Raw genomic sequence first — 26,184 nt, 5'->3', positions numbered from 1 at the left:
TGCAGCTTGAAGCTTAGAGCTTGAAGCTGTCGTGTAAGAGGTTTTGAAGATGGGCGAACGACTCAGCAACGACTTCCAATTCATCGAGGTCGGGCGCAAGGATCCGAAGAAGAAACTGTTGCGTCAACGCAAGAAAGAGTTCGTGGAAATCTACGAACCCTTCAAACCCCAGCAGTCGGCCGACCAGGCCCACCGCTGCCTGGGTTGCGGTAACCCGTATTGCGAATGGAAGTGCCCGGTGCACAACTTCATTCCCAACTGGCTGAAGCTGGTGGCCGAGGGCAACATCCTCCAGGCCGCCGAACTGTCGCACCAGACCAACACCCTGCCGGAAGTCTGCGGCCGGGTGTGCCCGCAGGACCGTCTGTGCGAGGGTGCCTGCACCCTTAACGACGGCTTCGGCGCGGTGACCATCGGTTCGGTGGAGAAGTACATCACCGACACCGCGTTCGCCATGGGCTGGCGCCCGGACATGTCCAAGGTCAAGCCGACCGGCAAGCGTGTCGCGATCATCGGTGCCGGGCCTGCGGGCCTGGGCTGTGCCGACGTGCTGGTGCGTGGCGGCGTGACTCCGGTGGTGTTCGACAAGAACCCGGAAATCGGCGGTCTGCTGACCTTCGGCATTCCCGAGTTCAAGCTGGAAAAGACCGTGCTGAGCAATCGTCGCGAAGTCTTCACCGGCATGGGCATCGAGTTCCGCCTCAACACCGAGGTGGGCACGGACGTGACCATGGAGCAACTGCTCGAAGAATACGATGCCGTATTCATGGGCATGGGCACCTACACCTACATGAAGGGCGGCTTTGCCGGTGAAGACCTGCCGGGCGTGTACGACGCGCTGGATTTCCTGATCGCCAACGTCAACCGCAACCTGGGCTTTGAAAAGTCGCCGGAAGATTTCGTCGACATGAAAGGCAAGAAGGTCGTGGTACTCGGCGGTGGCGACACGGCGATGGACTGCAACCGTACGTCGATCCGCCAGGGCGCCAAGTCGGTGACCTGCGCCTATCGTCGTGACGAAGCGAACATGCCGGGCTCGCGCAAAGAGGTGAAGAACGCCAAGGAAGAAGGCGTGAAATTCCTCTACAACCGCCAGCCGATCGCCATTGTCGGTGAAGACAAGGTCGAAGGCGTGAAGGTGGTCGAGACCCGTCTCGGCGAGCCGGACGCCCGTGGCCGTCGCAGCCCCGAGCCGATCCCGGGTTCCGAAGAGATCATCCCGGCCGACGCCGTGGTTATCGCCTTCGGTTTCCGTCCAAGCCCGGCGCCGTGGTTTGAGCAGTTCAGCATCCAGACCGACAGCCAGGGCCGTGTCGTGGCACCGGAACAAGGTCAGTACAAGCACCAGACCAGCAACCCGAAAATCTTCGCCGGTGGCGACATGGTGCGCGGTTCCGACCTGGTGGTGACGGCGATCTTCGAAGGCCGCAATGCCGCCGAAGGGATCCTGGATTACCTGGGCGTCTGATCGACGCCTCACCCTGTAGGAGCCGGCTTGCTGGCGATGAACGATAACGCGGTGTACCTGATACACCGCGTCGTCTGCATCGCCAGCAAGCCGGCTCCTACAGTGTTTTTGGGTGCTGCAAAAATGCGACAAATTGACTCGATAGACAAAAGGCTGACCTGCAACCGTGCCTTTTGCGTCGCGCTCTGAGAAAATGCCCGCACTTTTTTTCCGGATGCCGACATGACTGCCCTGAAGAACGACCGTTTCCTGCGCGCCCTGCTCAAGCAACCCGTAGACGTCACCCCCGTGTGGATGATGCGTCAGGCCGGTCGCTACCTGCCTGAATACCGCGCCAGCCGTGCCAAGGCCGGCGATTTCATGAGCCTGTGCATGAACCCGGCGTTCGCTTGCGAAGTCACGATGCAGCCGCTCGACCGCTACCCGCAACTGGACGCAGCGATTCTCTTCTCCGACATCCTGACCATCCCCGATGCCATGGGCCAAGGCCTGTACTTCGAAACCGGCGAAGGTCCGCGCTTCAGGAAAGTCGTCAGCACCCTGGCCGACATCGAGGCCCTGCCGATTCCTGATCCGCACAAAGACCTCGGCTACGTGATGGACGCGGTCAGCACCATCCGCCGCGAACTGAACGGCCGCGTGCCGCTGATCGGCTTTGCCGGCAGCCCATGGACCCTGGCCACCTACATGGTCGAAGGCGGCTCGTCGAAAGACTACCGCAAGACCAAAACCATGCTCTACGACAACCCGCAAGCCTTGCACCTGCTGTTGGACAAGCTCGCGCAGACGGTCACCAGCTACCTCAACGGCCAGATCATGGCGGGTGCGCAAGCGGTACAGATCTTTGACAGTTGGGGCGGTGCCCTCTCGGCGGCGGCGTACCAGGAATTCTCCCTGGCCTACATGAAGAAAATCGTCAGCGGCCTGATCCGCGAACACGAAGGTCGCAAGGTGCCGGTCATCCTGTTCACCAAGAACGGTGGCCTGTGGCTGGAAAGCATCGCCGATGCCGGCGCCGATGCACTGGGCCTGGACTGGACCTGCGACATCGGCAGTGCCCGCGCCCGCGTGGGTGACAAAGTCGCCCTGCAAGGCAACATGGACCCGACCGTGCTTTACGCAAAACCGGAAGCCATCCGTACCGAAGTCGGGCGCATTCTGGCCAGCTACGGCAAAGGCAGCGGCCACGTGTTCAACCTCGGCCATGGCATCACCCCGGAAGTCGATCCGGAACACGCCGGTGCCTTCCTGCGCGCGGTGCATGAGTTGTCGGCGCAGTATCACGAGTAACGGTTAATCCCGTTTTCGCAAAAACCTGTCCCTCCTCGTGCCGGACAGGTTTTTTTATGCCGTTTAAAAGTTCGGTCGATAAATCATCACTGGCTGTAAGAGTAGTCTCTGACGTTGTCAGATAGATGAATGGAGAGACTGTTCCTGCCTCGTCTGGCGACTCCTCCTACATAGAATTTTCTTCCATCCCCGTAAGGTTCCAGGCCCTTGTCCGGCGCAACGCCGAACAATCACGAAGCGAACTTCGGCGCCCACAAGGTGCCCTGTTTTCGATAATCAGCCTGGAATATTCATGAAAATCACGTTTGATAAAAGAAGTGCGTTGACCGCGTGCACGTCCACTGCGGTCCTGTTGTCGGCAATGCTGACCACGCAAACCGTTTCCGCTCACGGCTATCTGGAAGTGCCACCTTCCCGTGCCCTGGTTTGCCAGAAAGGTTTGAACACAAACTGCGGCGGCGCCCAGTACGAACCGCAAAGCGTCGGTGAAACCTTCAAAGGCTTCCCGGCTGGCGTAGGCGGCGCACCGCTGCAGGGCCCGGTCGATGGCAAGATCGCCAGCGGCGGCCACTCGCTGTTCTCCGCACTGGACGCGCAGTCCGCCACCCGCTGGCACCTGACGGAAATCAAGAATCGCACGATCGATTTCCAGTGGCGCTACACCGCCGTTCACCCGGCCACCAAGCATGAGTACTTCATCAGCCGCAACGGCTGGAACCCGAACGAAGCACTCAAGCGCGCCACGTTCGAAAGCACCCCGTTCTGCACCATCGATGGCGGTAATCAGAAACCGTCGGACAGCGATAAGCACACCTGCACCATCCCCGCTGATAAAACCGGTCATCACGTCATTCTGGCGATCTGGACCGTTGGTGATACCGATGCGGCGTTCTACAACCCGACTGACGTGAACATCCTGGCGGAAGCAGAACTGCCGGGTGGTTGGTCCTCCGTGGGCAGCATCGCGCCTTCGACCACATTGCTGGTGGGCGACAAGGTCAAGGCTCGTGCGTTCTCCGCTACTGGCGAGAACCCGGAGTACAGCGTCGAAATCAGCATCGACAACGCTGAAGGCGGCGTGCCGCAAAACTGGGCATTCAACCTGGCGGAAAAGATCAACGCCACCCACACCCTGGTCCGTGCCGGTGTCCGTGATGAAAGCGGCAATATCGAACCGGTCAAAGGCAGCAACAGTATTTACGCCCAGAAACAAAGCGGTGTTATCCGTTACGAAGTGCAGCTGGACATGAAGGAAGACGCCGCCGCGCGCCTTGGGGTGTCGACGCTGCAACCTGAGTACGTGCTGGACAAAGGTCAGGCCAAAGTCGATTTCGGCGTGCTGTCCAACCGCAGGATGAACATCGAAGCGACGTTGTTCGACAAGAGCAATAAGCCGGTCGGTGTGACCTCGACACAAATCGACAGTGGTTCAGCCATGCTCAGCATGGATGTTCGCAGCAATCCGGATGTGCACACCCTGACGCTCGTCGGCACCACCCTGGATGGCCGTACCACTCGCCAGGATACCCAGACCGTCAACATGACCGGTGAAGGCGCAGGCGCCGACTATGACTTCGTGTTCCCCGAAGGCATCAGCGACTACACCGCCGGCACCAAAGTCCTGCAACCGAAGACCAATGAAGTCTTTGAATGCAAGCCGTTCCCTGAGTCCGGTTACTGCAAGCAGTACAGCCCGAGCGCCAACGGTTACGAGCCCGGCGTCGGTGCTCATTGGCACATGGCGTGGAACAAGCTGTAAGTCCTTTGCGTGACACTTCAGGCGATCGAATTCGGGTCGCCTGAAGACTCATCTCATCTGTTGATGATCGGGTTGAAAATGACGGTTTTGGTTTACTCCACGCTGCGTGTATGGCTGCACTGGTTTTCGGCGGCTGTCATTTTATGGACGTTGCTGTCCGGTTTTTTTGTGGCCAGTGTTGACGTTTCGGCACCCATCAAACAGTCGGTAGCGTCCTTCAATGTCTCGCTGACGACCGTGTTCATACCGTTTTTTGTATGGCGGCTGTTTTTGTTTTTTTCGCATGTCCGTTGTTTGGACTGGAAATCCATTTTGCTTGTCGATGCGCTTGCACCGTTGGTGCACGTGCTGATTTATCTGATTGTCGCCATCGTACTGGTGACTGGCGTGTTGATGATGGATCGTCCGATTGATGTGTTTGGGGTTGTGGAATTTGCTCAACCGCTGCGTGATCCGCATCTGATCGCCCGTTACTTCACCGTGCATATTTGGGCATGTGTTGTGCTGTCGTTACTGATTGCGCTGCATGTCGGTGCCGTGATTTTCCATGAAGCCTGCAACCATCGCGTGTTGCGACGAATGTCATTTTTTCGGTGCAACAAGGCGGCGAAGGGGCAATTTGAGTGAATGGAGCTGTGAGGTTTTCACTGGCACGTTTGACCAGGCTCGCTGCACGTCTGTGCTTATTGGCGGTGCCAGTAGGCTACGGCGCATTTCTGGCCTGGCAAGAGTGGCGTTTTCGCGAAGGCCTTGCGACTCCTCCCCAGCCCGTCGAGATCATTCGAACAGCTGCACTGCCCCGCGAAATGCTAGATGCAACCTCGGTCGCTACGGTGCTCGGCCTCACGGCCGGTGTGCAGTTGGTACCCAGTACCGAACCACTGATCTTGCACGCGAGTTTTGTTATCCGCAGCGGATTATCCAAAGCGTTGCTGGCGGACACCCAGGGTTCGCACCTTTACAAGGTGGGAGATCGCCTGCCCGGCGGCAGCGTACTGCGCCGGATCGAGGCCGGTCAGGTGGTGTTGTGGAGCAAGGGGCGAGAAGAATTGTTGGCCCTCAAGCCTGCTGCCAGCGCTTTTCTGCATCGGGTTGAAGCCCCCGCCAAATCACCGGCACCGATCATTTCTCCGCGTTTTTTCCTCCCCGATACCGGGGTGTCAGAGTGAACACATTCATGAATAGCGTTCTCGGGGCACAGGCGTTGCGGCCTGTGCTTTTTTTTGTCGCCATGACGATCGCGTTGTTCCACGGCGCCCTTGAGGCCGAGGAAGAAAAATGGCAGTTGGCGATGAACAATGCCGAACTGCGCGACATCGTCGAAGAGATCTCCAACATTCTGGGAACCACCGTAGTGCTGGACCCTCGAGTCTCCGGCCGCATCACGATCATGTCCCGCCAGGCCCTGGACCGCGAAGGGGTGCGCCGGCTGTTCTATTCGGTGCTCGATGCCCACAACTTTACGGTGATCGACGAGGGTGACCGGATCCTCATCACGCCGGTTGCCGAGGCCAGGACGCGCGCCGGTCAGGGCTCGGAAAAGACCGCCACGGCCTCGCAATATGTGACCCGTGTCATCGACTTGAACACCAGCAGCGCGGCGGACATTGCCGGGCTGGTGCGGCCGTTGGTGTCGGCCAGTGGCTACGTCGGCCCGTCGGTGTCGGCCAATGCGTTGGTGGTGACCGATACAGCGGCCAATGTGGCTCGCATCGGCAAGGTCGTGCGCCAACTGGATTCCGGTCAGAACAACCTGCATACCGTGGTGCAACTGCGGCATGCCCAGGCCGCCGATGTCGCGCCCGTGATCGAGGCTTCGCTGGGCAAACGCAACGCCGAGTCCGCCATCCAGGTGTTGGCCGACAACCGCACCAATCGCCTGATCTTCATTGGTCCGCCGACCGTTCGCCAGCGCCTGACCGAGTTGGCGCGAGGCCTCGATACGCCCGCCACCGCCACCCTCGACAACGCCCGGGTGATTCGCCTGCGCCACAGCGATGCCAAGCAATTGGCCGAGATTCTGGAGTCGATGGGGCAGGGCAGAAAGCAGGCGCCCGGCGTCGGCAATGCAAGGGACGCATCCACCGGCGCGACGTTCATGATCAAGGCTGACGAAAGCCAGAATGCCTTGGTGCTGATCGCCGAACCGGCACAAGTGCGGACCATCGAAAGCATCGTGCGTCAGTTGGATCAGCCACGGGCCCAAGTGCTGATCCATGCCGCCATCGTCGAAATCTCTGGGGACATCGCCGAGGCCGTCGGTGTGCAGTGGAACCTCAACACCGGCGACGCCAAAGGCTTCATCAACTTCCCCGGCACCGACATTCCGATTGTCGGCGGGCTGACATTCGATGAGAAAAAATCGGCCCCCGAAGGCGCGATCCTGCAACTGGGCAGCGACCGCTTCGGTGCGTTGATTTCGGCGCTGGCCAGCAACACCCACAGCAACCTGCTCTCGACGCCGAGCCTGTTGACGCTGGATAACCAGGAAGCGGAAATCATCGTCGGCCAGAACGTACCGTTCAAGACGGGCTCCTACGCGACCAACAGCAACGGTGCGGACAATCCGTTCACTACCGTCGAGCGCAAGGACGTGGGCATCAGCCTGAAGATCAAGCCGTACATCAATGAAGGCTCGACCTTGCGTCTTGAGGTCCAGCAGGAAGTGTCGGACATCGCGCCGTCTGTGTCGGGCATCGACTCTTCGGATTTGATCACCAACAAGCGTGCGCTCAAGAGCACCATCCTCGCCGACGATGGCGAAATCATCGTGATCGGCGGGCTGATCCGGGATAGCGTGCGCACCCAGAAAAGCGGTGTGCCGCTGCTGCGCGATATTCCGTATCTCGGCGCGCTGTTTCGCTGGAGTCGCGACACCCAGACCAAAAGCAACCTGATGGTTTTTCTGCGTCCGACCATCGTGCGCAGCAAAGAGGACCTGTCCCAGGTCAGCCAGCAGCGGTACAACGCGCTGCGTGACCTGAGCAAGTCCGGCGCCGGTGAAAACAACTCGTTGCTGCTGCCGGCCGAAGCGCGGCAGTTGTTCGAGCCCGTGAGTGACGCGCCAGTGTTCGACCTGCGCGGCAAGGCGCCGTGATGCCATGAGCGGAGTCTGCGAGCAATTGGCGTTCGGGTTTGCCCGGCGTTGCGGTGTGCTGCTGGAGCAAGCGGGTGACAAGCCATGCCTGGTGATACGCGCCGATGCATCGCTGACCGCGTTGGCGGAAGCGCAGCGCGTGTGCGGCCGGGCGCTGCCGATACAGATCGTCGAGCCCGGCGAATACGCCTTGCGTCTGGCAGCGGCCTATCGCGAAGGGCAGAGCGCGATGGAACAGGTCGCCCAAGGGTTGGACGAAGAGCTGGACTTGCTCAGCCTGGTCGATCAGGTCCCGCAAACCGCCGACCTGCTGGAGCAGCAGGGCGATGCGCCGATCATTCGGTTGATCAACGCCCTGCTCGGCGAAGCGGTGCGCGAGCATGCCTCCGACGTGCATCTGGAAACGTTCGAGCAATACCTGTCGGTGCGCATGCGGGTCGACGGCCAGTTGCGTGAAATGCTCAGGCCGCGGCGCGAACTGGCGACGCTGCTGGTATCGCGGATCAAGGTCATGGCGCGCCTGGACATCGCCGAAAAGCGCGTACCCCAGGATGGCCGAATGGCTTTGCGTCTGGCCGGTCATGAAGTCGATGTGCGGGTCTCTACGCTGCCTTCAGCGCACGGCGAACGAGTGGTGTTGCGCCTGCTCGACAAACAGGCCGGGCGACTGGATCTGCATCGGCTGGGCATGCCGGATGACACGCTTGCAGCGTTGCACCTGTTGCTGGGAAAACCCCATGGCATTCTCCTGGTGACCGGTCCCACGGGCTCCGGCAAAACCACCAGCCTGTATGCGGCCCTGAGCAGCCTCAACGACCAGACCCGCAACATCCTCACCGTCGAAGACCCTATCGAATATCACCTGCCGGGCGTCGGTCAGATGCCGGTGAATCCAAAGGTAGACATGACCTTCGCCCGAGGCTTGCGGGCGATATTGCGACAGGACCCGGACGTGGTGATGGTCGGCGAAATCCGCGACCGCGAAACCGCCGAGATCGCTGTCCAGGCCTCCCTCACCGGGCACCTCGTGCTGTCGACCTTGCACACCAACAGCGCGGCCGGCGCGGTCACGCGGCTGGTGGACATGGGTGTCGATGCCTATCTGCTGGCGTCCTCATTGGTCGGCATTCTGGCCCAGCGACTGCTGCGCACGTTGTGTCCGCACTGCAAGGTTTCGTACATCGCCGACGCGACGGCTTGCGAACGTCTGGGGCTCGATCCTTTAACGCCGCCGCCGCTGTTCAGAGCGGCGGGGTGCGAGCAATGCCAGCACGGTTATCGCGGACGCATCGGCATTTACGAGTTGATCAGCGTAACCCCCGCAGTGTCGGCGCTCATCCATCAGGGCGCCAGCGAACAGGCGCTGATCGAAGAAGTGCGCAAGGTTTCACGCAGCCTGTTTCAGGACGGCCAGCAGCGGGTGGTGAGCGGATTGACCAGCCTCGACGAACTGTTGCGCGTGACGCAGGAGCACTGACCGATGCCGACCTTCGATTACCGCGCCCACGATGCCCATGGCCGATCCTGCAAGGGACGGTTGGAAGCTGATGGACCGCGTCATGCACGGCAATTGTTGCGTGAGCGTCACTTGTGGCCGCTTGCGTTGAGCGAGATAGACGTCAGCAGGGACGCGGGAAAGGCATTCCATCGCGGACGCTTGAGCGCAGCGGATCTGGCCTTGCTGACCTTGCAGCTTTCAACATTGGTGCAGGCCGGTCTGCCGCTGGAAGAAGCCCTCGAAGCGGTGGCGAAGCAGAGTACCAAACGCAAGGTTGCTGGCCTGCTGTCGGCGGTCAGGTCCCGGGTAATGGAAGGCCATGCGCTGGCCTCGGCGTTAGGGCAGTTTCCCAAGGCGTTCCCCGAGTTGTTCCGCGCCACCGTGGCAGCCGGCGAGCGCTCCGGGCACTTGGGGCATGTGCTTGAACAACTGGCGGCTTACACCCAGGCCCGACAGGCCTCGCGACAGAAAATCCAGATGGCCCTGGTGTACCCGTTGATCCTGATGCTGGCCAGCGTGGCGATCGTCGGCTTTCTGCTCGGCTACGTCGTGCCGGACGTGGTGAAGATCTTCGTCGACAGCGGTCAGCCATTGCCCTGGTTGACCCAGGCGCTGATCGGTGTGAGCGACGGGTTGCGCAATCATTTCCTGCTGATGATAAGCGTGCTGGCCGCATTGCTCGGCCTCTGGCGCTGGAGTTTGCGCCAGCCGCTGTGGCGCCTGCGCTGGCATCGCTGGGTATTGAATGTGCCAGTCATCGGCGACGTATTGCGCGCCATGGATGCCGCACGGTTTGCCAGTACGTTGGCGATCCTCGGCAAGAGTGCCGTGCCGCTGGTGGATGCGCTGGAGATCGCCGCGGCGGTCATCGGCAACCTGACCATTCGAGCGCGGATGGTCGACGTCGCCCGCTCGGTCCGCGAAGGCGCAACCCTGACCCGGGGCCTGGAACAGAGCGGCGATATCCCGCCGATGATGCTGCACATGATCGCCAGCGGCGAACGCGCCGGTGAACTCGATCGCATGCTCGCCCGCGCCGCCGAACAGCAGGAAAGCAGCCTCGCCGCGCGCATTGCGCTGGTGGTGAGCCTGTTCGAGCCGGCGATGCTGGTGCTGATGGGTGGCGTCGTGCTGCTGATCGTCATGGCCATCCTGCTTCCGATTCTCAGCCTCAACCAATTGGTGAATTGATCCATGCAACCTGTCCGTCAACACAAGCAGCGCGGTTTTACCCTGATTGAAATCATGGTGGTGGTCGTCATCATTGGTGTGCTGGGGGCCATCGTGGTGCCGCAGTTCATGAGCCGTCCCGATCAGGCCAAGGTCACCGCTGCCAAAATCGATATCCAGGCCATCGCCACCGCACTGGAAATGTATCGACTCGACAACGCCCACTATCCCTCGACCCAGCAAGGCCTCGAAGCCTTGGTCAAACGACCTTCCGGATCGCCGGCGGCACGCAACTGGAACCCGCAGGGCTACCTCAAGAGCATGCCCGTCGATCCCTGGAGCACGCCCTATCAGTACCTCAACCCCGGCGTGAATTCGGTCGATGGCACCTACGATTTGTATTCCCTGGGCGCCGATGGCGTCGCGGGCGGTGAAGGGCTCGGGGTGGATATTGGTCTCGGAGGATGACTGATTCATGGAAAAGCGCTGCCGAGGATTTACCTTGCTCGAACTGATGATCGTGATCGTGGTGATCGGCGTGTTGTTGGGCATGGTGAGCCTGGCCACGGGTGTCAGTCCGGCGCGCAAGGTCAAGCAGGAAGCGGGCGCCATGGCGCAGATGATCGGGCAACTGCGTGAGCGCGCCGTGCTCGACGGCCAGGAGTACGGCGTGCGGCTGAGCGTCGATGGCTTCCGGGTCATGCGTCTTGGCGACAGGGGATGGGCGTCGGTGGCGGCGCTGTCGCGTTGGCCGGATGGCGTGCAACCTCGTTTGGAACGGGACGGCTATTCGCTGAGTTTGGGGGCTGACGAAGGTGCGCCACAACTGTTAATGCTCAGCAGTGATGAAACCAGCGATTTCACGCTCAGATTCGTCTCCAGCAACAGGACCTGGTTGAGCCTGTCCGGCGACGGCATCGGCGAGGTCGTGATCAATGACTGAGCGCAAACCAATGTCGCACATGGCCGGCTTCACACTGTTGGAAATCATGGTGGCCCTGGCGATCTTCGCCACGCTGGCGGCAGCCGTTTTGTCGGCCAGCCAATACGTGCTGAAGCAGAGCAGCGCTGTCGAACAAAGATTGTTCGCGGTCTGGCTGGCAGACAACCAGTTGAATGAATTACGCCTGCAGTCGCGCCTTGAAGTCGGGCAGCAGCAACGCTTGGTGCAGATGGATCAGCGTGACTGGCAGCTGCGTCAGCACATCAGCGCCACCGCCGACCCGCGCCTGCTCAGGGCAGACGTTCACGTCAGCGTTCCGGGGCGTGAGCACACCCTGCACCGCGCCACTGGCTGGATTCCTGTTCGTGATCAGTAAGCAGCGTGGGTTCACCTTGTTGGAACTGGTGATCGCCATGGCTATTTTCGCCGTGCTGGGTTTGGCCAGTTGGGGCTTGTTCGATGGCGTGGTGCGCGTGCAGCAAGGCACGACGGCGCATGAACGGGAGCTCAGGCGTTTGCAGCGGGCGGTGGCGGTCATCGAGCGGGATTTGATGCACGTCACTGCGCAATCGGTGGTGCTTGCGCCGTCGCTTTTGCGGTTCCAGCGCAGCCATTGGCGCAACCCTCTGGATCAGCCCCGAAGTGAGCGCCAAGCGCTGACCTATCGCCTGGACAACGGCGTGCTGTGGCGTGAAAGCCAAGGCGAAGGCTCGCAAGTCATGCAACGGCAAAAGTTGCTTGAAGGTGTTCGTGGATTGAGCTGGCGTTTGTTCGACGAGCAGGCTGGCTGGTTCAGTGAATGGCCGCAAGGGCAGGCGTCCGAAATGCCGCTGGCGTTGGAGTTTCAGCTGTCGGTCGGGCGTTTCGAAGGCATCCGAAGGGTGCTGCCAATGCCGGGAACACGGCGGTGAATCGGCAGCGCGGCATCGCGCTGATCAGCGTTTTACTGGTCATGAGCCTGGCGCTGTTGATTACCAGCGGTTTGTTGCGCAGTCATCACCTGTCGCTGCAAAGCAGTGGTCAGCAGTTGCAGCAATTGAGTTTGCGCCAACTCGCGACCGGGGCAGAAGACTGGGCGATCTTGTGGTTGCAAGCGGCGTTGCAGGAGCCCGAGCAAGCCACCGGCCAGGCTCATAACCGGATCGGCATGACACCCGGTTTTGAACTTGAAGACGCACAGATCCGAGTCGACATCGAAGACCTCGCCGGGCGCTTCAATCTCAACGCGTTGCTGCGTCAGGGACAAATCGATCAGGTCACCCTGGACCGCTGGGAGCGCCTGCTGAAACTGCTCAACCTGCCGCCGTTGCAACTGAGCCAGGTCGGCCCGTTGGGTGAGCTGAGCCAGTTGCGTTTGTTGCCGGGCATCGATGGACCACTGTTGCAGCAACTGGAACCCTGGGTCGCGACGCTGCCCCTCGAAGCTGCGCTGAACATCAACGCCGCGCCGACGCTGGTGTTACGAGCGCTCGGTGATGTAGACGCCGCGACCGCCGACACGCTGGTTCGACAGGCATCGACGACGCCCTGGGCCAGCGTTCAGGCCTTTACACAAGACCCGTTGCTCTCCGGGTTGGGTTTGAGCAGCCACGGCCTCGGCATCCAGAGCCGCTGGTATCGGATCACCGTGCAGGTAACCCAGGGCGGACGCATTTTGCGCTTGGCCACGGATGTCGAACACGATCCGGACACCCGCCAATTGAGCGTGCTGCAACGCCGTTTTCTTCCTTTGACTGCCAACGAGAGGTCGTGATGAACACCTGGCTTTACCTGACTGCAGAAGGTTTGGAATCGCTATCGATCGACTGGCCTTGTTGTGTAGGGGGCTCGACCGCTGACTGTCAGTCCATGCCTTTGAAGCAAGCCGCGCAAGCGCTGCAAGGTCAGGCGATTGATCTGCTGTTGCCCATGGAAATGTGCAGCTGGGTACGCACCGATCCCTGGCCGACCAAACGCAAACCGAAGGCCCAGGCCATCGCCTTCGCCGTTGAGGACCAATTGAGCGAAGCGCTGGAGATGATGCACTTGAGCGTTGGCCCGCGTGACTGTGATGGCTGCTATCCGGTGTTGGTCATTGGACGGGAACGTCTGGCGGGCGTGCTCGCACTGCTGGCCGAAGCGGCCATTGAGGTGCGTGGGGTGTTCGTCGATGCAGACCTCTTGCCCGGCGATCAACCGCTGGGCGTCTGGTGGTTTGGGCGCTGGTTGATCGGGGGTGCATTGCCGATGCGCATGGCCTTGTCGCAAGACCATCGGGCGCAGCTCACACCGTTACTGCCCAAGGACATGCAGTGGCTGGATGAGCCTCAAGGTCACGACTCCTTCGCGCAATGGATGCACTCCCGACCGGCGCAGGCCATCAATCTGCTGCACGGCGTATTCGCACCGCGGCGACAGCGTTTGCCCTGGCGAATGGGGGGAATGGCGGCGCTGATGGTGGCGCTGTTGAGCTGGGGCGCCCTTGAAACGCGAATCAATTTTCTCGACAGCGAAACCCAGCGCCTCACGCTCCAGAATGAGCAGCGATTCAAGGCGCTGTATCCGGATCAAAGCCGCATCGTCGACCTGGCGGTACAACTCAAAATGCTGCAAAACCAGCCCGTAGAAGTGCAAGGCACGCGGGTGGCCGGGTTGGTCAACCTGATCGAACGGGTGGTCGGCGCCAGCCATGTCGAGGTCCAGCGCATCGAGTTTCGCGAGGGCGATGGCTGGAAAATCCAGCTGACCGCCAACACGCTCGCCGAGCTCGAACAGTTGCGTGAACGTGGGCGCCAGCAAGGCCTGCCCGTCAGGCTCGATAGCGCGAACAAAGCGGCCGACCGCGTACACGCGACCCTCACCATGGAGAACGAGGCATGAAACACGCATGGCAGCGACTGTCCGTCCGCGAACAACGGCTATTGCTGGGGTTGGGGGCGTTTTTGCTGGCAGTCATGGCGTTCAGCCTGATCTGGCAACCGACCCGCCAGCGACTGGAAGCGGTCGAGCGTCAATATCAGCAGCAGAGGGGGCTGGCCGCGCAACTGCAACACGCACTGCCGCGCAGTCAGGCACCGGCTTCCGCTCATCAGCCGCTGTCGCTGCGTATCAGCGAAAGCGCCGCGAAGGCGGGGCTGGAGATTCGTCAGATGGACAGCGATGACGATGTGTTGCGCCTGACCCTGAGCGGCAACGCGCAAGCCTTGATGCAATGGCTCGATAACCTTGAGCGCGACGGTGTTGCGCTGCAATCGCTGACGCTGGAAGCTCGCGACACCGAGTTGGAGGCTCGGGCTGTGTTCAGGTAGTCGAGGTGTTTTGCGGCAGTAGTGGCAACTTCGCCAGCTTCAACGCCACCAGCAACGCAATCACCAGCAGCGTGCCGATGAACAGCCCGATCCCGTTCCATCCACCCAAGTGCCAGAACACGCCACCCGCCGTACCAGCGATGCTCCCCCCGGCGTAATAGCTGAACAGGTACAGCGACGATGCCTGCCCTTTGGCCTTGGTGGCGCGGCGACCGATCCAGCTGCTGGCCACCGAGTGGGCGCCGAAGAAGCCGAAGGTGAAGATCAGCATGCCGATGATCACCAGCGGCAGCGGGGTGAACATCGTCAGGGCGAGACCGCCGATCATCAGCGTGATGGTGCTCCAGAGCACTTTGCGCCGCCCGAGTCTGTCGGCCAGCGAGCCGACTTTTGCCGAGCTGTAGATGCCCGACAGGTACACCACCGACAGCAACCCGACGAAGGCCTGTTCCATGTGGTACGGAGCGGCCAGCAGGCGATAGCCGATGTAGTTGAACAGCGTGACGAACGCACCCATCAACACAAAGGCTTCGAGGAACAACAGCGGCAACCCGGCGTCGCGAAAGTGCATGGTGAAACCGTCGACCAGGCTGCGCGGATGCAGCGAGCGGGCGCGGAAGTTGCGCGATTCGGGGAGGATTTTCCAGAACACCGCCGCCGCAATCAGCGCCAGGCCACCGATCACCAGCATCGCCGTGTGCCAACTGACGAAGTCGATCAACACCCCGGTGATCAAACGCCCGCTCATCCCGCCAATCGCATTGCCGCTGATGTACAAACCCATGGCGAGGCCGATGTGCTGCGGGTGGATCTCTTCGCTCAAGTAAGTCATCGCCACCGCTGCCAGACCGCTCAACGACAACCCGATCAGCGCGCGCATCGCCAGCACGCCGTGCCAGCTCGGCATCATCGCACTGCCCATAGTGCACAGCGCGGCGGCGAACAGTGCCGCTACCATCACCTGTTTACGCCCGACCCGGTCGGAGATCGGGCCGGTGATCAGCAGGCCGATGGCGAGCATGCCGGTGGCGATCGACAGGATCAGGCTGCTCTGCGCCGCGTTGATGGAATACTCGTCGGACAGCAACGGCATCATCGGCTGCACGCAATAGAGCAGGGCGAACGTCGCGAAGCCGCCGCAGAACAACGCCAGCACCGTGCGCATGAACGCCGGGGTGCCTTTTTCGATGTAGATCTCTGCCAGCTCAGTAGCGATAGCGTCCGGTGCTGAAGGTGGAACTTCATGGGCGAGTGGGGCGACAGCAGTTTTCACGGGGGACCTCGGAGGACGCAGCCGGTCAGGCAATGAAAAAAGCATATAGCTGGCTAATGATTCAATCCAATATATTGTTCGACCTGTTTGATAGCTTTTACGACCTAATGGGGTTTCCATGGAATTGCGTCATCTGCGCTACTTCATCGCCGTCGCCGAAGAACTGCACTTCGGCCGCGCTGCACAGGTGCTGGGCATCTCGCAGCCGCCGCTGAGCCAGCAGATTCAAGCGCTGGAACAGGAAGTCGGCGCACGGCTTTTTGAACGTACCAATCGTCGGGTCGAACTGAGCGAAGCCGGTCGGCTGTTTCTGCAAGAAGCGCGACTGGCGCTGGCGCAAGTCGACAAAGCGGCGGATGTTGCGCGGCGGGCGCAGTTGGGCGAGTTGGGCGAACTGAAGATCGGCTTCACCTCGTCAGCCCCCTTCAACTCGACCATCCCCCAGGCGATTTTCTCGTTTCGCCAGCGCTTCCCGGCGGTGCACCTGAACCTGCGGGAAATGAGCAGCACCCAAGTCGCCGATGCGCTGGTGGACGAATCGATTGAAGTCGGCATCATGCGCCCGCTGGGCCTCCCGGACAGTCTCAGCGTGGTCGAATTGATGCGCGAGCCGCTGGTCGCGGTCCTCAGCTCCAAACACCCGCTGGTGGAGGGCAGCGAAGAGGGCTTGTTCCTGTCAGCTCTGGCGCTTGAGCCTTTTGTGTTTTTTCCGCGCAGTTACGGCAGCGGTCTGTATGCGCAGCTGCTCAGCCTCGCCCGCGATGCCGGGTTCACGCCGCATTTTGCCCAAGAGGCTGGCGAGGCGATGACCATCATCGGGTTGGTGGCCGCGGGTCTTGGCGTCTCGGTGATGCCTGCGTCCTATCAGCGGATGCGCATCGACGGCGTGGTCTATCGGCCGCTGCTCGATCCGGCAGCGGTATCGGCGGTGTGGCTGGTGCAGCGCAAGGACCAGAAATCGGCGATGGCGCGGGCGTTTGTGGAGTTGCTGACGAGCAAGGTTGAGCCGTTGCAGGTGTGACTGCTGCGCAGTCAATCGCGAGCATGCTCGCTCCTACAGTGTTCAGCGGTGTGAACACAATGCTCGCCACACCACGGAACCCTGTAGGAGCTGGCTTGCCAGCGAAGGCGTCCGCAAGTACACCCAAAAGACCCTCTGCATGCCAACCTGGCGGGAAACTTCACCCCCTCCCGTGGGACATTTCTGAAATCCTTCCCAAAGGCTACAGCGTCTTGCGGCGCTGCCTACACCTACTCCAGAATCCGCCGGCTTGTGCGCTTTTGGGGCTGTCGGTAGCTTGATTTTTGTCACTGATTGTCAGTGATCGGGTTTAGCAGCCCGTGTCCACAATGAAGCGCATTGGCGCTCCTGATAGGCAGGTATGTCCATACCTGCCCTTGACGGTGGCTGTGCGCAGGGCGCCTTCGGGCGCGCCGGTTTCATCGTGGCCCGGTCTGCTAACCTGCGTACAGCTGCCACCCTTTTGATCAGAAGCAATTTGGTGTGGCCGCCACTTTCAGGACGCTGAATCATGACCCATGCGCCAAACCCACCGGATACCGATCCGGACGTGCCACACCAACCCAGCCCCCTATTCCTCATCGCCCCCGATATCGACAACCACACCCTGCTGGAATACGCCTGCGTGTCGCTAGCCTCGGCAAACGTCATGGCAAGTGACTTCGCCAGAGACCTGAAGGGCTCACAGGGCCACACACTGCTGGGGATCCAGCAGTCGATCATGCTAGGGGAACTGGCGGTGAATCGGGTGCTGGATAATCTTGATCCGCCCTGATCACCCCATTGAGGGCTATGACAACTTGACCTGTCTGTGAAGGGGCCGAAAGGCGCTCAATCCAGCACGCCGCATAACGTCACACACACACAATACTTCTGCTTGGGGCAGCTTTATCCGGTGACGGCGGCGTGGCTGGTGCAGCGCAAGGACCAAATGATCGCCGATCACCAAGGTATTTGTTGAGCTGTCGACGAGTCGAGATAAGGGGCTTGAACGCAGGGACACTTCACGTAACGGATCCGGTTTCGTGATTCACCCGATATTGAGCAGAATCGATTTCTTTAGATGAGTGCCATGGATGCCACTTCTATATCAACCCAAGGAAGGCAGCGTACTGATTTGTGATTTCAGGGGTTACGAAGTTCCCGAAATGATCAAGGTCAGACCTGTTGTCGTGATTCGCAAACACAGAACCAACAGCTTGTTGGTGACGGTTGTGCCGCTTAGTACAACCGCTCCGGATCAACTGCTTGAACACCATCTAGAGCTGCCGAATCATCTGCAGGGAGCAAGCCCGACGTGTTGGGCTAAATGCGATATGGTTGCCACCGTCAGTCTTTCCAGGCTCGACCGAATAAAGAGCCGAGATCGTCGAGGGAAGCGCACTTACGTCATTTCACAACTTGAAACAGATGAGTTTTTTGCGATAAAAGTCGCTGTACGCAAGGCCTTAGGCCTATAAGCGCAGCAAATTTGGCTGAGGTGGGCAAGTTGCCAGCGGTTGTTCGTAGGGGGATTTCGGACAATACTGATGGCGTTCCCGAAAGGGGCTTGTGAGACTCTGAGGATCCTGGGCAACCAGCCATCACAGAGCCAGGCAGGTAAAGGGCGATGACAAGCCGACCTGTTTGTGAAGGGGCGCCGAAAGGCGCCCTTTGTCGTTTCTGGTGTACGAGCTACGCCGAAATTTGCTTCTGCAATCGTCGCCCGATGACATCCATCAAATCACAGCCATCGCGCAATGACGTGACCAGTACACGCGCCAGTTCGCTGTAAATGCCTTCGTCACACGCTAGGTTTTCCAGCAGTTGAGTCGCGGTGCGGATGCGGTAGGCCGCTGTTTCGTGCAACACGTCCAGCGGTGCTTCGGTGTCGATCACCAACGATGCAATGGTGCAGTCGATGCCAGTGATAGGCATGTATCGATCCATGACAAAAAACCTCCAGTGGTAAGAACGCGAACACACCGTGCTCGCGGTTTGGCGAAACCTCAGGCGAGCCCTAAGGCGGGTCCAGGTTATCCAACGCTCTGTTGACCAGCAGTTCACCTAAAGCAGCCAGTTGCTGTATGGCCAGTGCGACATTGCGGCGCGAGCCTTCCAGCTCGCAGGCGAGATCCGTGCTCATGACATTCAGTGAGGCGAGGGTTTCGCAGGCGTGGCTAAGCAGCGACTCCGTATCGACGTTCGGAACGATGGTGAATACGTGGCTGACAGGGTCGGGGCGATCCGGATTGCGCAGACGAGCGCTGACGAGGCGTTCGGTGATCTCGGAGAGTTTGGACAACTCGATGTGGTCGTCGGGTGGAAGGTCCGTTGATGGCGGAGGATTCGAGGTGGTTTTTTTCATGATGGAGCTCCCTGCAAGGTTAAAAGAAACATCGCCCGATCTCTTGGAGTCGCTGTTATTAATTACTGATTACGGGTGATGCGCAGGTGGATTTATTACCAGAAAATTCAATTTTATTAATCTAATAAATGAACATCTGTGTAATTAAATGATTCGTGAGTTGTGGTTTGTGCGTAATGTCTTACATCTTTTTCTTATTTGTTTTTATTTGGTGTTTTTTACAATTTTTATGTGAGGTGTTTCTGTAGGAAACTCCTGTAAGTTCTCGATGATTCGTATGTCGGAAATATCGCAGATGAAATATTTTCTAACGGTTGCTCTGCGTATTACTGATATTTTTTTGTGCCGTGCTTAGCTATGTAGGATGCTACTCTCACAAAGGCTTCTCGGTAGTATTTGCTTGAAGAGGCGGTAGGGTATGATCGAAAACAGAGTGGTAGAACGTTGATGTACAAAAAAGAAAAGACGGAAAATCTGAAAAATAATATTAAGTACCTGATTAAGAGTCGTGGCGAGACGCAGTTGTCGTTATGTAATTCCAGTGGTTTGACCAGAACTACGATCTATAACATTCTCGAAGGGCGAGTTGTAAATGTCCAGCAGTCTACGATTCGCAAGATTTCGGATTTTTTTGGTGTCTCCTATAAGGAGATAGAAACAGTTGACTTTCAAGAGAGAGAAATAATCGAAAGCGATGTTTCTCCGGAAGGGAATATGAATCCGGCCGCTGTTCCGGTGATCAAGGAAAGTGATTTGGTTCGAAGTCTGGATAAGAGGATTGGAGAGCTGTGTACGATTTACCCGCTGACTTATTATTTCGGAACGGCCTGTAATTTAATAGGTGTGCTTGTGGAGAATGAAATTTCTGGCGTGAATGAGCCAGGAGATCTGTTGATTGTAAAGAAAGGTTTGTCGACTTGCGGTAAAGAGCAGTTGGTGTACAACACGGACTCAAAAAAACTATTTATGACGACTGAGTGCTGTGTTGAATCAGACGCAATTCGGGTGGTTGGCGAGGTGATTGAGGAAAGGTTTAATGGTTAGTGACTCCGAAAATACGAAATACAAACTGTTAGGTTTTGAGAGGAGTAAAAACCTTGCAATGATTATGGTTGTCTCTACGGGAAAGCTCATCAAGGTTAGACTGGAAGAGGTGTTGAAAAGTGAAATTATAGATGACTTAAGTAAGACTGAAGTTAGGGATATATACAGGAAATTTTATTCTGGCGGGGTTGCGCTGACCACGTACGAGTTGAATGATCGTCATGAGCGTTCGTGGATGGTTTATGTAGTATTGAATCTTCTACTGCTTGCTTTGTACATATTTGCAAATATTGGTGCGACAAAGCTTGTTTACTTAAGTGTGTTTGATCTGGTTGTTACTCCAGGGGTCTTTCTATTTCCGCTAACTTTTTTAATAGTTGATTTATTGAACGAGTTTTACGGGCTTCGGCTTGCAAGAAAAGCAATATTGTTTGCTTTTGCAAGTAACGCATTAATAATAGTGCTATTGAGTGCGGTTTCATATCTTCCTGGGTTGCCTGGGTGGGAGTTGGACGCTCCTTATAGTGCGGTTGTTGCGCAGGTGTCGTCAGTGCTTGTTGCGTCTTCGGTGTCATTTCTTTTTTCAGAGTATGTTAATTCATATTTGTTGTCGAAAATAAAAGAGCTGACGAATTCGCGTTATTTGTTTTTACGTGTATTTCTCAGTGCTTTTTTTGCGGTAATAATAGACAGCTTTATTTTTTGTTTTATCGCATTTTATGGGGTGATGACGAATAGTGAAATTCTTTCTATAGTCTTCGTTCAGATAGCGATAAAAGTATTTTTTGCGTTCTTTAATGTATTGCCTGCGTATGGGGCTCGGTCGCTATTCAAACGGTTTGTGGCAGGGGGGCAGGTATCGTGACGGTGAGTGAACAGGGCCAATGGCATTGACCCGGTTCATGTTTTTAGGTCGGCTAACCTAGATTCAGTTTGTGCTTTAGGTTGCTCAAGATATATGTGTTGTTTTGCAAGTACTCACGTAAGCCTTTTTCACGAAGACTGCATGCATCGCAATCCCCACACCCGCTTCCCTTCACGCCGTTGTAGCAGGACAGAGTGCTCTCGCGAATCAGGTCGAGTTGTTCGTAATGATCAGCTAACGCCCAGGTTTCAGCCTTGGTTAGCCACATGAGTGGGGTTTCAATACGTAATTTGTAGTCCATTCCCAATTCGACAGAGGTGTTCAGGGACTGAACAAAGTCATGCCGACAATCCGGGTATCCCGAGAAGTCTGTTTCACACACACCCGTAATGACAGCTTCAGCGTGCACCTGATAGGCATAAATAGAAGCCAACGTTAAAAACAGAATATTCCGGCCAGGCACAAAGGTGTTCGGCACTCTGCAATCGACACTGCTCGCACTGGGAACCGGGATGTTGTCGCGTGTCAGGCTGCTGACTGCCAGCTCATTGAGCACAGACACGTTCAACACTTTATGAGCCGTCACGCCAAGTTGCTTTGCAAGCTGCTGCGCCACTTCAATTTCGGCGCGATGGCGTTGGCCATAATCAAACGTGATGCAGTGGACTTCGTCGTATTTCGGTAACGCATGGATCAGGCAGGTCGTTGAGTCTTGCCCGCCACTGAAAACGATAACGGCCTTTCTTGTCATGGTTCGTTCTTCCTTGGGATGCCCTGACGGGTGTCGGGGGAGCATTGACCCTACCGGGAAGCTCGAACGCTGACTGTGGGACGTTTCTGAATTTTTGTACTCCGGCGTCCGGTTGTGTCATTTCTTTGCGGTGAAATTGAAAAGATCGCAGCCTTCGGCAACTCCTACACCAATCTCTGTAGGCGCTGCCGAAGGCTGCGATCTTTTGACTTGAATTACGACCAGCGCTTGAAAATCAGCGACGTATTGACCCCACCAAACGCAAAGTTGTTGTTCATCACAAACTGATTGCTCATCTGCCGAAACTCGCCACGCAAGTAGTCGAGTTTGCCGCAGTGCGGGTCGACGTTGTCGAGGTTGAAGGTGTGGGCGTACAGGTCGCGGTTCATCATTTCGATGCTGAACCACGACTCCAGTGCACCGCAGGCACCGAGGGTGTGGCCGAGGAAGCTCTTTTGCGAGCTGATCGGCATGTGTTCGCCAAAGAGGCTGCTGGTGGCCAGGGTTTCGGCGATGTCGCCCTGTTCGGTGGCGGTGCCGTGGCCGTTGACGTAGCCGATGTCTGAAGGCACAAGCCCGGCATCTTCCAGGGCCAGTTCCATGGCCCGGCGCATGGTGATTTGTTCAGGGCGGGTGGTGTGCTGGCCGTCGGCGTTGCTGCCGAAGCCGACGATCTCGGCGTGGATGTGGGCACCGCGCGCCAGGGCGTGCTCCAGTTCTTCGAGCACCAGCATGCCGCCACCTTCACCAATCACCAGGCCATCACGTTCGCTGTCGTAAGGGCGTGGGCTGCGTTGCGGGGTGTCGTTTTTCAGGCTGGTGGCGTAGAGCGCGTCGAAGACCATGGCTTCGGTCGGGCACAGTTCTTCGGCACCGCCGGCGAGCATCAGCGGCAGGCGCCCGAATTTGATCGCTTCGTAGGCATAGCCGATGCCCTGGCTGCCGCTGGTGCAGGCGCTGGACGTGGGGATCAGCCGACCGGTGAGGCCGAAGAAGATGCTGATATTGGCCGCCGTGGTGTGCGGCATCATCCGCACGTAGGAATTGGCGTTCAGGCCTTCGGCCACCGAGTTGAGCAGCATGTTGCCGAAGGCCTTGATCTCGTCGGTGCTACCGGTGGAGGAGCCGCAGGCGACGCCCATGCGCCCGTCCTTGATCGATTCGTCGCCCAACAAACCGGCGTCGGCCAGTGCCAGTTCCGACGCGCCGACGGCCAGCCGTGATACCCGGCCCATGCTGCGCAGCTGTTTGCGGGTCCAGTGGCTTGGCACCGTGAAATCATCGATCGGCCCGGCCAGGCGTGTGTTGAGTTCGGTGAAGCGGTCCCACTCGTGCATCCGGCGGATGCCGCTGCGGTTGGCCGCGAAGTTGCCGACGATGGTCGCCCAGTCGCTGCCCAGTGAGGTGATACCGGCCATGCCGGTGACGACGACGCGCTTCATCAGCACAGGCCTCCGTTGACGGCCAGAACTTGCCGGGTGATGTACGAGGCTTCCGCCGACATCAGGAAATTCACCGCGCCGGCCACCTCTTCAGGGGTGCCCATGCGCTGCGCGGGGATCATTTTCATCAGTTCTTCCACCGGCACGTTTTCGTCGAGCATGGCTGTGTCGATCAGGCCGGGGGCGACACAGTTAACGGTGATTTTGCGCTTGCCCAACTCAATCGCCAATGCCTTCGCTGCACCGATCAAGCCGGCCTTGGAGGCGCTGTAGTTGACCTGGCCACGGTTGCCGATCAGCCCGGACACCGAGGTGATGCAGACGATCCGCCCCGGTGCGCGGCGGCGAATCATCGGCATCATCACCGGGTGCAGCACGTTGTAGAAACCGTCGAGGTTGGTGCGCATCACCACATCCCAATCATCCTCGCTCAGCGCCGGAAAAGCACCGTCGCGGGTCAGGCCGGCATTGAGCACCACGCCGTAATAGGCGCCGTGGGTTTCCACGTCCGCTTCAAGGATGGCTTTGCAGCTGGCGCGGTCGGACACGTCGAATTGCAGGATGCGCGCCTGGCGCCCCACGGCTTCGATTTCGGCCTGGACGGCTTGCGCATCGGCCACGCCGTTACGGCAATGCAGCACGATGTCATGCCCGGCCTGGGCCAGGCGCAAGGCGATGGCGCGGCCGATACCACGGCTGGAACCGGTGACCAGTACGGATTCAGTCATCACTGGATTCCTGGGATTCATGAAGATATTGAGCCGCGTGGGGCGGGCGATACACGTTCAGACGGGCTGTCACGTGAATGCCCGTGCCGTTGATATGGCATTCGAACACGCCCATGCCGTTGTCGTCTTCCAGGGAGCGGATGCCATGGATGGTCAGCTCGGTGCCCGCCGGGAAATTTTCGACGTTGCTCTCGAATTTGCGGCTGCCGAGCAAGAACCCCATTTCCACGTCATCACCGCGCTGGCGCGCATGGCAACCGGCGAACGCAGCGACGCTCTGGGCCATCAGTTCAATGCCGACCCATGCCGGCATGCTGCCGTCGGGGCGACTGAACAGGCCATTGGGTCTGACGATAAGACGGGTGTGAATCTGCTCTTCATCGAACGCCAGGATCTGCTCGATGAGGATCATGTCGCCGCCGTGGGGCAGCAGTTCGGCGAGCGGCCAGTCAATCATGGGGCGTCTCCGATAATCAGGCTGACGTTGTTGCCCCCGAAAGCGAAGGAATTGCTCATCAGGTAGCGCGGAGCAATGGACGCCAGGCGAGCGGCCGGGGTCACCCAATTCAGCGCGGGTAACTGGGGATCCGGCTGGCCATCCCAGAGATGGGGCGGCAGAACGTGATCGACATTGACCGGGCTCAGGCTCAACCAGCAGAACGCGGCTTCCAGTGCACCGGCGGCGCCGAGGGTGTGGCCGGTCATGGGTTTGGTGGAAGAACAAGGCACGCCTTCGGGGAACAGCGTCGCGACCGCCTGGCTTTCCATGGCGTCGTTGTGCTGGGTGGCCGTGCCGTGAAGGTTGAGGTAGTTGATCTGCTGCGGCTTCAGGTGCGCACGGCTCAAGGCTTTGTTCATCGCCTGCAAGGCGCCACGGCCCGTGGGTTCGGGGGCGGAAATGTGGTGTGCATCGGAGCTGGCGCCGCTGCCAAGCAAGGCAATTGATGGTGCATCGCCAGCCTGTCGGCTCATCACAAACAGCGCCGCTGCCTCGCCGATGTTGATGCCGTTGCGGTTCACCGAGAACGGATTGCAGCGTTGCCCCGAGACCGCTTCCAGTGCCGAAAAACCATTGAGCGTCAGCTCGCACAGGGTATCGACGCCTCCGCACAGCACCGCATCGCACACGCCGAGGTCCAGCAGGCGCTGGGCGCTCATCAACGCACGGGCGCTGGAGGTGCACGCTGTGGAAATGACATAGGCAGGACCGCTCAGTTGCAGCCAGTCGGCGAGAAAATTCGCCGGGGCCGCGAGTTCCTGCTGCTGATAGTCATACTCAGCCGGGAACTGTTTTTCGCGGATGTAATGGGTCAGGCCCTGGCTGGCCTCGTGGATGCCCGAGGTGCTGGTGCCCAGCACCACACCGACGCGGTGGTGGCCGTAGGTCTGAATTGCACTGTCGATGTCCGGGCGGATTTGCAGCGCGGCTTCCAGCAGCAACTGATTGTTGCGGCTGCGATGCAGCGACATGTCGTCTGGAATTGCCACCAATTCGCCTCGGACCGCACCGACCGGCAATGACCGCTCGCGTACCCATCCAGCCTCATCGACCATGCCGGAGCAGTCGCCGGCAAACAGGTTTTGTGCGACTTCCTGTTTGTTGCGGCCCAAGGCGCAGACCACCCCGAGGGCATTGAGGTAGGTGGTCATGGCGCGTCACCGCTCAGTGGAGTGACTTGGTAGGTCGGACCTTTCGGTAGCTGCAATTGAAAATTCTGCGGTTGTGCGTAGCGGATGTCCCAGCGCTCGGGCAAGGACCGTTGTGTGCCGTGCTGCCAGGCGCCAGGATAATTGGCGGCCAGTTCATCGTTCGGCGTCAGTGCAAACAGCAACGCTGCGAACAGCTCCCGGGCTTCCGGATTGGGTGGCAAAAACCCGTCGGATTCCCAGTGTTTATCGATCAGTTTCTGGCGGGCCTGAGGAATGCCCAACAGGTCCATCATCGACCAGCGAATGCCTTGGTCTTCACGCTGGATCACCAATACCCAATCCTGGCGCTGGTCAGCCTGCAAGCGCTGGATATGCAGTTGCATGGGCAGCGCAAGGTTCGGGTTTTGCTCGGGCAGCGGCGCACGACTGGCGCAGGCGCTCAGCAACAGGGTCGTCGCGACCAGCAGCCATCGCAGATAGCCCGTCATCCCCGTGGGAGCGAGCTTGTTCGCGAGGGTGGTGAGGCATTCAACATTAATCTTAGCTGACCC

The 26,184-nt window shown here is 58.9% G+C and carries 29 protein-coding genes; 20 read left to right on the top strand and 9 right to left on the bottom strand.

Annotated elements, in window-relative coordinates; genetic code table 11:
* The first annotated feature begins 49 nt into the window (after positions 1 to 49).
* From QYH43_RS02915 to gspM, 15 genes are all read left to right on the top strand, one after another.
* On the top strand, positions 50 to 1,468 hold the full coding sequence (locus QYH43_RS02915) for an FAD-dependent oxidoreductase (protein ID WP_095056481.1): 1,419 nt from the start codon (positions 50 to 52) through the stop codon (positions 1,466 to 1,468).
* A gap of 222 nt (positions 1,469 to 1,690) precedes the next feature.
* Entirely contained in the window at positions 1,691 to 2,758 is a 1,068-nt protein-coding gene (hemE, locus tag QYH43_RS02910) for a uroporphyrinogen decarboxylase (protein ID WP_095056480.1), read from the top strand.
* Between the two features lie 292 nt (positions 2,759 to 3,050).
* Positions 3,051 to 4,517, top strand: a complete 1,467-nt coding sequence (gene gbpA / locus QYH43_RS02905) for an N-acetylglucosamine-binding protein GbpA (protein WP_301156222.1) — start codon at positions 3,051 to 3,053, stop codon at positions 4,515 to 4,517.
* A 9-nt stretch (positions 4,518 to 4,526) separates the two neighbouring features.
* The gene (locus QYH43_RS02900) at positions 4,527 to 5,144 is read left to right on the top strand and encodes a cytochrome b/b6 domain-containing protein (RefSeq protein WP_367316863.1); all 618 of its coding nucleotides are present in this window, start codon (positions 4,527 to 4,529) and stop codon (positions 5,142 to 5,144) included.
* 179 nt (positions 5,145 to 5,323) lie between these two features.
* The gene (locus tag QYH43_RS02895) at positions 5,324 to 5,686 is read left to right on the top strand and encodes a hypothetical protein (RefSeq protein ID WP_367316862.1); all 363 of its coding nucleotides are present in this window, start codon (positions 5,324 to 5,326) and stop codon (positions 5,684 to 5,686) included.
* A gap of 8 nt (positions 5,687 to 5,694) precedes the next feature.
* Positions 5,695 to 7,614, top strand: coding sequence for a type II secretion system secretin GspD (gene gspD / locus QYH43_RS02890; RefSeq protein WP_301156220.1), 1,920 nt, complete (start codon positions 5,695 to 5,697; stop codon positions 7,612 to 7,614).
* A gap of 4 nt (positions 7,615 to 7,618) precedes the next feature.
* The gene (gene gspE, locus QYH43_RS02885; RefSeq protein ID WP_095151772.1) at positions 7,619 to 9,091 is read left to right on the top strand and encodes a type II secretion system ATPase GspE; all 1,473 of its coding nucleotides are present in this window, start codon (positions 7,619 to 7,621) and stop codon (positions 9,089 to 9,091) included.
* 3 nt (positions 9,092 to 9,094) lie between these two features.
* Positions 9,095 to 10,303, top strand: a complete 1,209-nt coding sequence (gspF, locus tag QYH43_RS02880; protein ID WP_095151773.1) for a type II secretion system inner membrane protein GspF — start codon at positions 9,095 to 9,097, stop codon at positions 10,301 to 10,303.
* Between the two features lie 3 nt (positions 10,304 to 10,306).
* Positions 10,307 to 10,750 carry a type II secretion system major pseudopilin GspG gene (gspG, locus tag QYH43_RS02875; protein ID WP_301156218.1) on the top strand — a complete coding sequence of 148 codons (444 nt, stop codon included), beginning with the start codon at positions 10,307 to 10,309 and terminating at the stop codon, positions 10,748 to 10,750.
* A 7-nt stretch (positions 10,751 to 10,757) separates the two neighbouring features.
* Positions 10,758 to 11,225 (top strand): type II secretion system minor pseudopilin GspH, encoded by a 468-nt coding sequence (gene gspH, locus QYH43_RS02870; RefSeq protein ID WP_095151775.1) that lies wholly within the window; start codon positions 10,758 to 10,760, stop codon positions 11,223 to 11,225.
* Complete coding sequence (gene gspI, locus QYH43_RS02865; RefSeq protein ID WP_301156216.1) at positions 11,218 to 11,601, top strand: type II secretion system minor pseudopilin GspI; 384 nt, start codon at positions 11,218 to 11,220, stop codon at positions 11,599 to 11,601. The genes gspH and gspI overlap by 8 nt, the downstream gene beginning before the upstream one ends.
* Positions 11,594 to 12,136: a type II secretion system protein GspJ gene (locus QYH43_RS02860; RefSeq protein ID WP_095056517.1), complete on the top strand. Its 543-nt coding sequence runs from the start codon at positions 11,594 to 11,596 to the stop codon at positions 12,134 to 12,136. The genes gspI and QYH43_RS02860 overlap by 8 nt, the downstream gene beginning before the upstream one ends.
* Positions 12,137 to 12,177: 41 nt before the next feature.
* Positions 12,178 to 12,978 carry a type II secretion system protein GspK gene (locus QYH43_RS02855; RefSeq protein ID WP_301156384.1) on the top strand — a complete coding sequence of 267 codons (801 nt, stop codon included), beginning with the start codon at positions 12,178 to 12,180 and terminating at the stop codon, positions 12,976 to 12,978.
* Positions 12,978 to 14,084: a type II secretion system protein GspL gene (gspL, locus tag QYH43_RS02850; RefSeq protein ID WP_301156214.1), complete on the top strand. Its 1,107-nt coding sequence runs from the start codon at positions 12,978 to 12,980 to the stop codon at positions 14,082 to 14,084. Before QYH43_RS02855 ends, gspL begins: the two co-directional genes overlap by 1 nt.
* Positions 14,081 to 14,512, top strand: coding sequence for a type II secretion system protein GspM (gspM, locus tag QYH43_RS02845; RefSeq protein ID WP_095056470.1), 432 nt, complete (start codon positions 14,081 to 14,083; stop codon positions 14,510 to 14,512). Before gspL ends, gspM begins: the two co-directional genes overlap by 4 nt.
* On the opposite strand, the gene QYH43_RS02840 is transcribed toward gspM, so the two are convergent.
* Positions 14,505 to 15,785, bottom strand: a complete 1,281-nt coding sequence (locus tag QYH43_RS02840) for an MFS transporter (protein WP_301156210.1) — start codon at positions 15,783 to 15,785, stop codon at positions 14,505 to 14,507. The two genes, gspM and QYH43_RS02840, sit on opposite strands and share 8 nt — an antisense overlap.
* Before the next feature lie 118 nt (positions 15,786 to 15,903).
* Here QYH43_RS02840 and QYH43_RS02835 point away from each other — a divergent pair, with 118 nt between their 5' ends.
* The 3 genes from QYH43_RS02835 (at position 15,904) to QYH43_RS02825 (ending at position 18,266) form a co-directional block, all read left to right on the top strand.
* Entirely contained in the window at positions 15,904 to 16,806 is a 903-nt protein-coding gene (locus QYH43_RS02835) for a LysR family transcriptional regulator (RefSeq protein WP_095151781.1), read from the top strand.
* A 511-nt stretch (positions 16,807 to 17,317) separates the two neighbouring features.
* On the top strand, positions 17,318 to 17,581 hold the full coding sequence (locus QYH43_RS02830) for a DUF6124 family protein (RefSeq protein ID WP_095151782.1): 264 nt from the start codon (positions 17,318 to 17,320) through the stop codon (positions 17,579 to 17,581).
* Between the two features lie 301 nt (positions 17,582 to 17,882).
* Positions 17,883 to 18,266 (top strand): type II toxin-antitoxin system PemK/MazF family toxin, encoded by a 384-nt coding sequence (locus tag QYH43_RS02825; protein ID WP_095056466.1) that lies wholly within the window; start codon positions 17,883 to 17,885, stop codon positions 18,264 to 18,266.
* Positions 18,267 to 18,480: 214 nt separating this feature from the next.
* Here the strand turns inward: QYH43_RS02825 and QYH43_RS02820 are convergent, their stop codons facing one another.
* Together QYH43_RS02820 and QYH43_RS02815 are read right to left on the bottom strand one after the other, a co-directional pair.
* Positions 18,481 to 18,735 (bottom strand): hypothetical protein, encoded by a 255-nt coding sequence (locus tag QYH43_RS02820; RefSeq protein WP_095056465.1) that lies wholly within the window; start codon positions 18,733 to 18,735, stop codon positions 18,481 to 18,483.
* Between the two features lie 70 nt (positions 18,736 to 18,805).
* Positions 18,806 to 19,153 (bottom strand): DUF6124 family protein, encoded by a 348-nt coding sequence (locus QYH43_RS02815; RefSeq protein ID WP_095056464.1) that lies wholly within the window; start codon positions 19,151 to 19,153, stop codon positions 18,806 to 18,808.
* Positions 19,154 to 19,600: 447 nt separating this feature from the next.
* Here QYH43_RS02815 and QYH43_RS02810 point away from each other — a divergent pair, with 447 nt between their 5' ends.
* Both QYH43_RS02810 and QYH43_RS02805 read left to right on the top strand, forming a co-directional pair.
* Positions 19,601 to 20,197: a helix-turn-helix transcriptional regulator gene (locus QYH43_RS02810; protein ID WP_301156206.1), complete on the top strand. Its 597-nt coding sequence runs from the start codon at positions 19,601 to 19,603 to the stop codon at positions 20,195 to 20,197.
* The gene (locus tag QYH43_RS02805) at positions 20,190 to 21,062 is read left to right on the top strand and encodes a queuosine precursor transporter (protein ID WP_301156205.1); all 873 of its coding nucleotides are present in this window, start codon (positions 20,190 to 20,192) and stop codon (positions 21,060 to 21,062) included. The genes QYH43_RS02810 and QYH43_RS02805 overlap by 8 nt, the downstream gene beginning before the upstream one ends.
* A gap of 52 nt (positions 21,063 to 21,114) precedes the next feature.
* On the opposite strand, the gene queC is transcribed toward QYH43_RS02805, so the two are convergent.
* The 6 genes from queC to QYH43_RS02775 form a co-directional block, all read right to left on the bottom strand.
* Entirely contained in the window at positions 21,115 to 21,813 is a 699-nt protein-coding gene (gene queC, locus QYH43_RS02800) for a 7-cyano-7-deazaguanine synthase QueC (protein WP_301156204.1), read from the bottom strand.
* 215 nt (positions 21,814 to 22,028) lie between these two features.
* Positions 22,029 to 23,255, bottom strand: coding sequence for a beta-ketoacyl-ACP synthase (locus tag QYH43_RS02795; RefSeq protein WP_095056460.1), 1,227 nt, complete (start codon positions 23,253 to 23,255; stop codon positions 22,029 to 22,031).
* Positions 23,255 to 23,983: a 3-oxoacyl-ACP reductase FabG gene (fabG, locus tag QYH43_RS02790; protein WP_301156203.1), complete on the bottom strand. Its 729-nt coding sequence runs from the start codon at positions 23,981 to 23,983 to the stop codon at positions 23,255 to 23,257. Before fabG ends, QYH43_RS02795 begins: the two co-directional genes overlap by 1 nt.
* Entirely contained in the window at positions 23,976 to 24,440 is a 465-nt protein-coding gene (locus tag QYH43_RS02785; protein WP_301156202.1) for a hotdog family protein, read from the bottom strand. Before QYH43_RS02785 ends, fabG begins: the two co-directional genes overlap by 8 nt.
* The gene (locus QYH43_RS02780; RefSeq protein ID WP_301156200.1) at positions 24,437 to 25,633 is read right to left on the bottom strand and encodes a beta-ketoacyl-[acyl-carrier-protein] synthase family protein; all 1,197 of its coding nucleotides are present in this window, start codon (positions 25,631 to 25,633) and stop codon (positions 24,437 to 24,439) included. The genes QYH43_RS02785 and QYH43_RS02780 overlap by 4 nt, the downstream gene beginning before the upstream one ends.
* The gene (locus QYH43_RS02775; protein WP_301156199.1) at positions 25,630 to 26,121 is read right to left on the bottom strand and encodes a hypothetical protein; all 492 of its coding nucleotides are present in this window, start codon (positions 26,119 to 26,121) and stop codon (positions 25,630 to 25,632) included. The genes QYH43_RS02780 and QYH43_RS02775 overlap by 4 nt, the downstream gene beginning before the upstream one ends.
* Positions 26,122 to 26,184: the final 63 nt, after the last annotated feature.

The sequence above is a fragment of the Pseudomonas sp. C32 genome (assembly GCF_030417915.1).
Lineage (GTDB): Bacteria > Pseudomonadota > Gammaproteobacteria > Pseudomonadales > Pseudomonadaceae > Aquipseudomonas.
Note: the sequence above shows the minus strand (reverse complement) of the source record. Positions and strands in the feature narration are given on the sequence as shown.

Coding starts and splice junctions, on each gene's coding strand:
- QYH43_RS02775 (WP_301156199.1), bottom strand. CDS start 26,121: ATGACGGGCTATCTGCGATGGCTGCTGGTCGCGACGACCCTGTTGCTG.
- QYH43_RS02895 (WP_367316862.1), top strand. CDS start 5,324: ATGCTAGATGCAACCTCGGTCGCTACGGTGCTCGGCCTCACGGCCGGT.
- fabG (WP_301156203.1), bottom strand. CDS start 23,983: ATGACTGAATCCGTACTGGTCACCGGTTCCAGCCGTGGTATCGGCCGC.
- QYH43_RS02810 (WP_301156206.1), top strand. CDS start 19,601: ATGTACAAAAAAGAAAAGACGGAAAATCTGAAAAATAATATTAAGTAC.
- QYH43_RS02780 (WP_301156200.1), bottom strand. CDS start 25,633: ATGACCACCTACCTCAATGCCCTCGGGGTGGTCTGCGCCTTGGGCCGC.
- gspH (WP_095151775.1), top strand. CDS start 10,758: ATGGAAAAGCGCTGCCGAGGATTTACCTTGCTCGAACTGATGATCGTG.
- QYH43_RS02815 (WP_095056464.1), bottom strand. CDS start 19,153: ATGAAAAAAACCACCTCGAATCCTCCGCCATCAACGGACCTTCCACCC.
- queC (WP_301156204.1), bottom strand. CDS start 21,813: ATGACAAGAAAGGCCGTTATCGTTTTCAGTGGCGGGCAAGACTCAACG.
- gspD (WP_301156220.1), top strand. CDS start 5,695: ATGAATAGCGTTCTCGGGGCACAGGCGTTGCGGCCTGTGCTTTTTTTT.
- gspI (WP_301156216.1), top strand. CDS start 11,218: ATGACTGAGCGCAAACCAATGTCGCACATGGCCGGCTTCACACTGTTG.
- gspE (WP_095151772.1), top strand. CDS start 7,619: ATGAGCGGAGTCTGCGAGCAATTGGCGTTCGGGTTTGCCCGGCGTTGC.
- gspM (WP_095056470.1), top strand. CDS start 14,081: ATGAAACACGCATGGCAGCGACTGTCCGTCCGCGAACAACGGCTATTG.
- QYH43_RS02820 (WP_095056465.1), bottom strand. CDS start 18,735: ATGGATCGATACATGCCTATCACTGGCATCGACTGCACCATTGCATCG.
- gspF (WP_095151773.1), top strand. CDS start 9,095: ATGCCGACCTTCGATTACCGCGCCCACGATGCCCATGGCCGATCCTGC.
- QYH43_RS02915 (WP_095056481.1), top strand. CDS start 50: ATGGGCGAACGACTCAGCAACGACTTCCAATTCATCGAGGTCGGGCGC.
- hemE (WP_095056480.1), top strand. CDS start 1,691: ATGACTGCCCTGAAGAACGACCGTTTCCTGCGCGCCCTGCTCAAGCAA.
- QYH43_RS02805 (WP_301156205.1), top strand. CDS start 20,190: ATGGTTAGTGACTCCGAAAATACGAAATACAAACTGTTAGGTTTTGAG.
- QYH43_RS02825 (WP_095056466.1), top strand. CDS start 17,883: ATGCCACTTCTATATCAACCCAAGGAAGGCAGCGTACTGATTTGTGAT.
- gbpA (WP_301156222.1), top strand. CDS start 3,051: ATGAAAATCACGTTTGATAAAAGAAGTGCGTTGACCGCGTGCACGTCC.
- QYH43_RS02830 (WP_095151782.1), top strand. CDS start 17,318: ATGACCCATGCGCCAAACCCACCGGATACCGATCCGGACGTGCCACAC.
- QYH43_RS02785 (WP_301156202.1), bottom strand. CDS start 24,440: ATGATTGACTGGCCGCTCGCCGAACTGCTGCCCCACGGCGGCGACATG.
- gspG (WP_301156218.1), top strand. CDS start 10,307: ATGCAACCTGTCCGTCAACACAAGCAGCGCGGTTTTACCCTGATTGAA.
- QYH43_RS02795 (WP_095056460.1), bottom strand. CDS start 23,255: ATGAAGCGCGTCGTCGTCACCGGCATGGCCGGTATCACCTCACTGGGC.
- gspL (WP_301156214.1), top strand. CDS start 12,978: ATGAACACCTGGCTTTACCTGACTGCAGAAGGTTTGGAATCGCTATCG.
- QYH43_RS02855 (WP_301156384.1), top strand. CDS start 12,178: ATGAGCCTGGCGCTGTTGATTACCAGCGGTTTGTTGCGCAGTCATCAC.
- QYH43_RS02835 (WP_095151781.1), top strand. CDS start 15,904: ATGGAATTGCGTCATCTGCGCTACTTCATCGCCGTCGCCGAAGAACTG.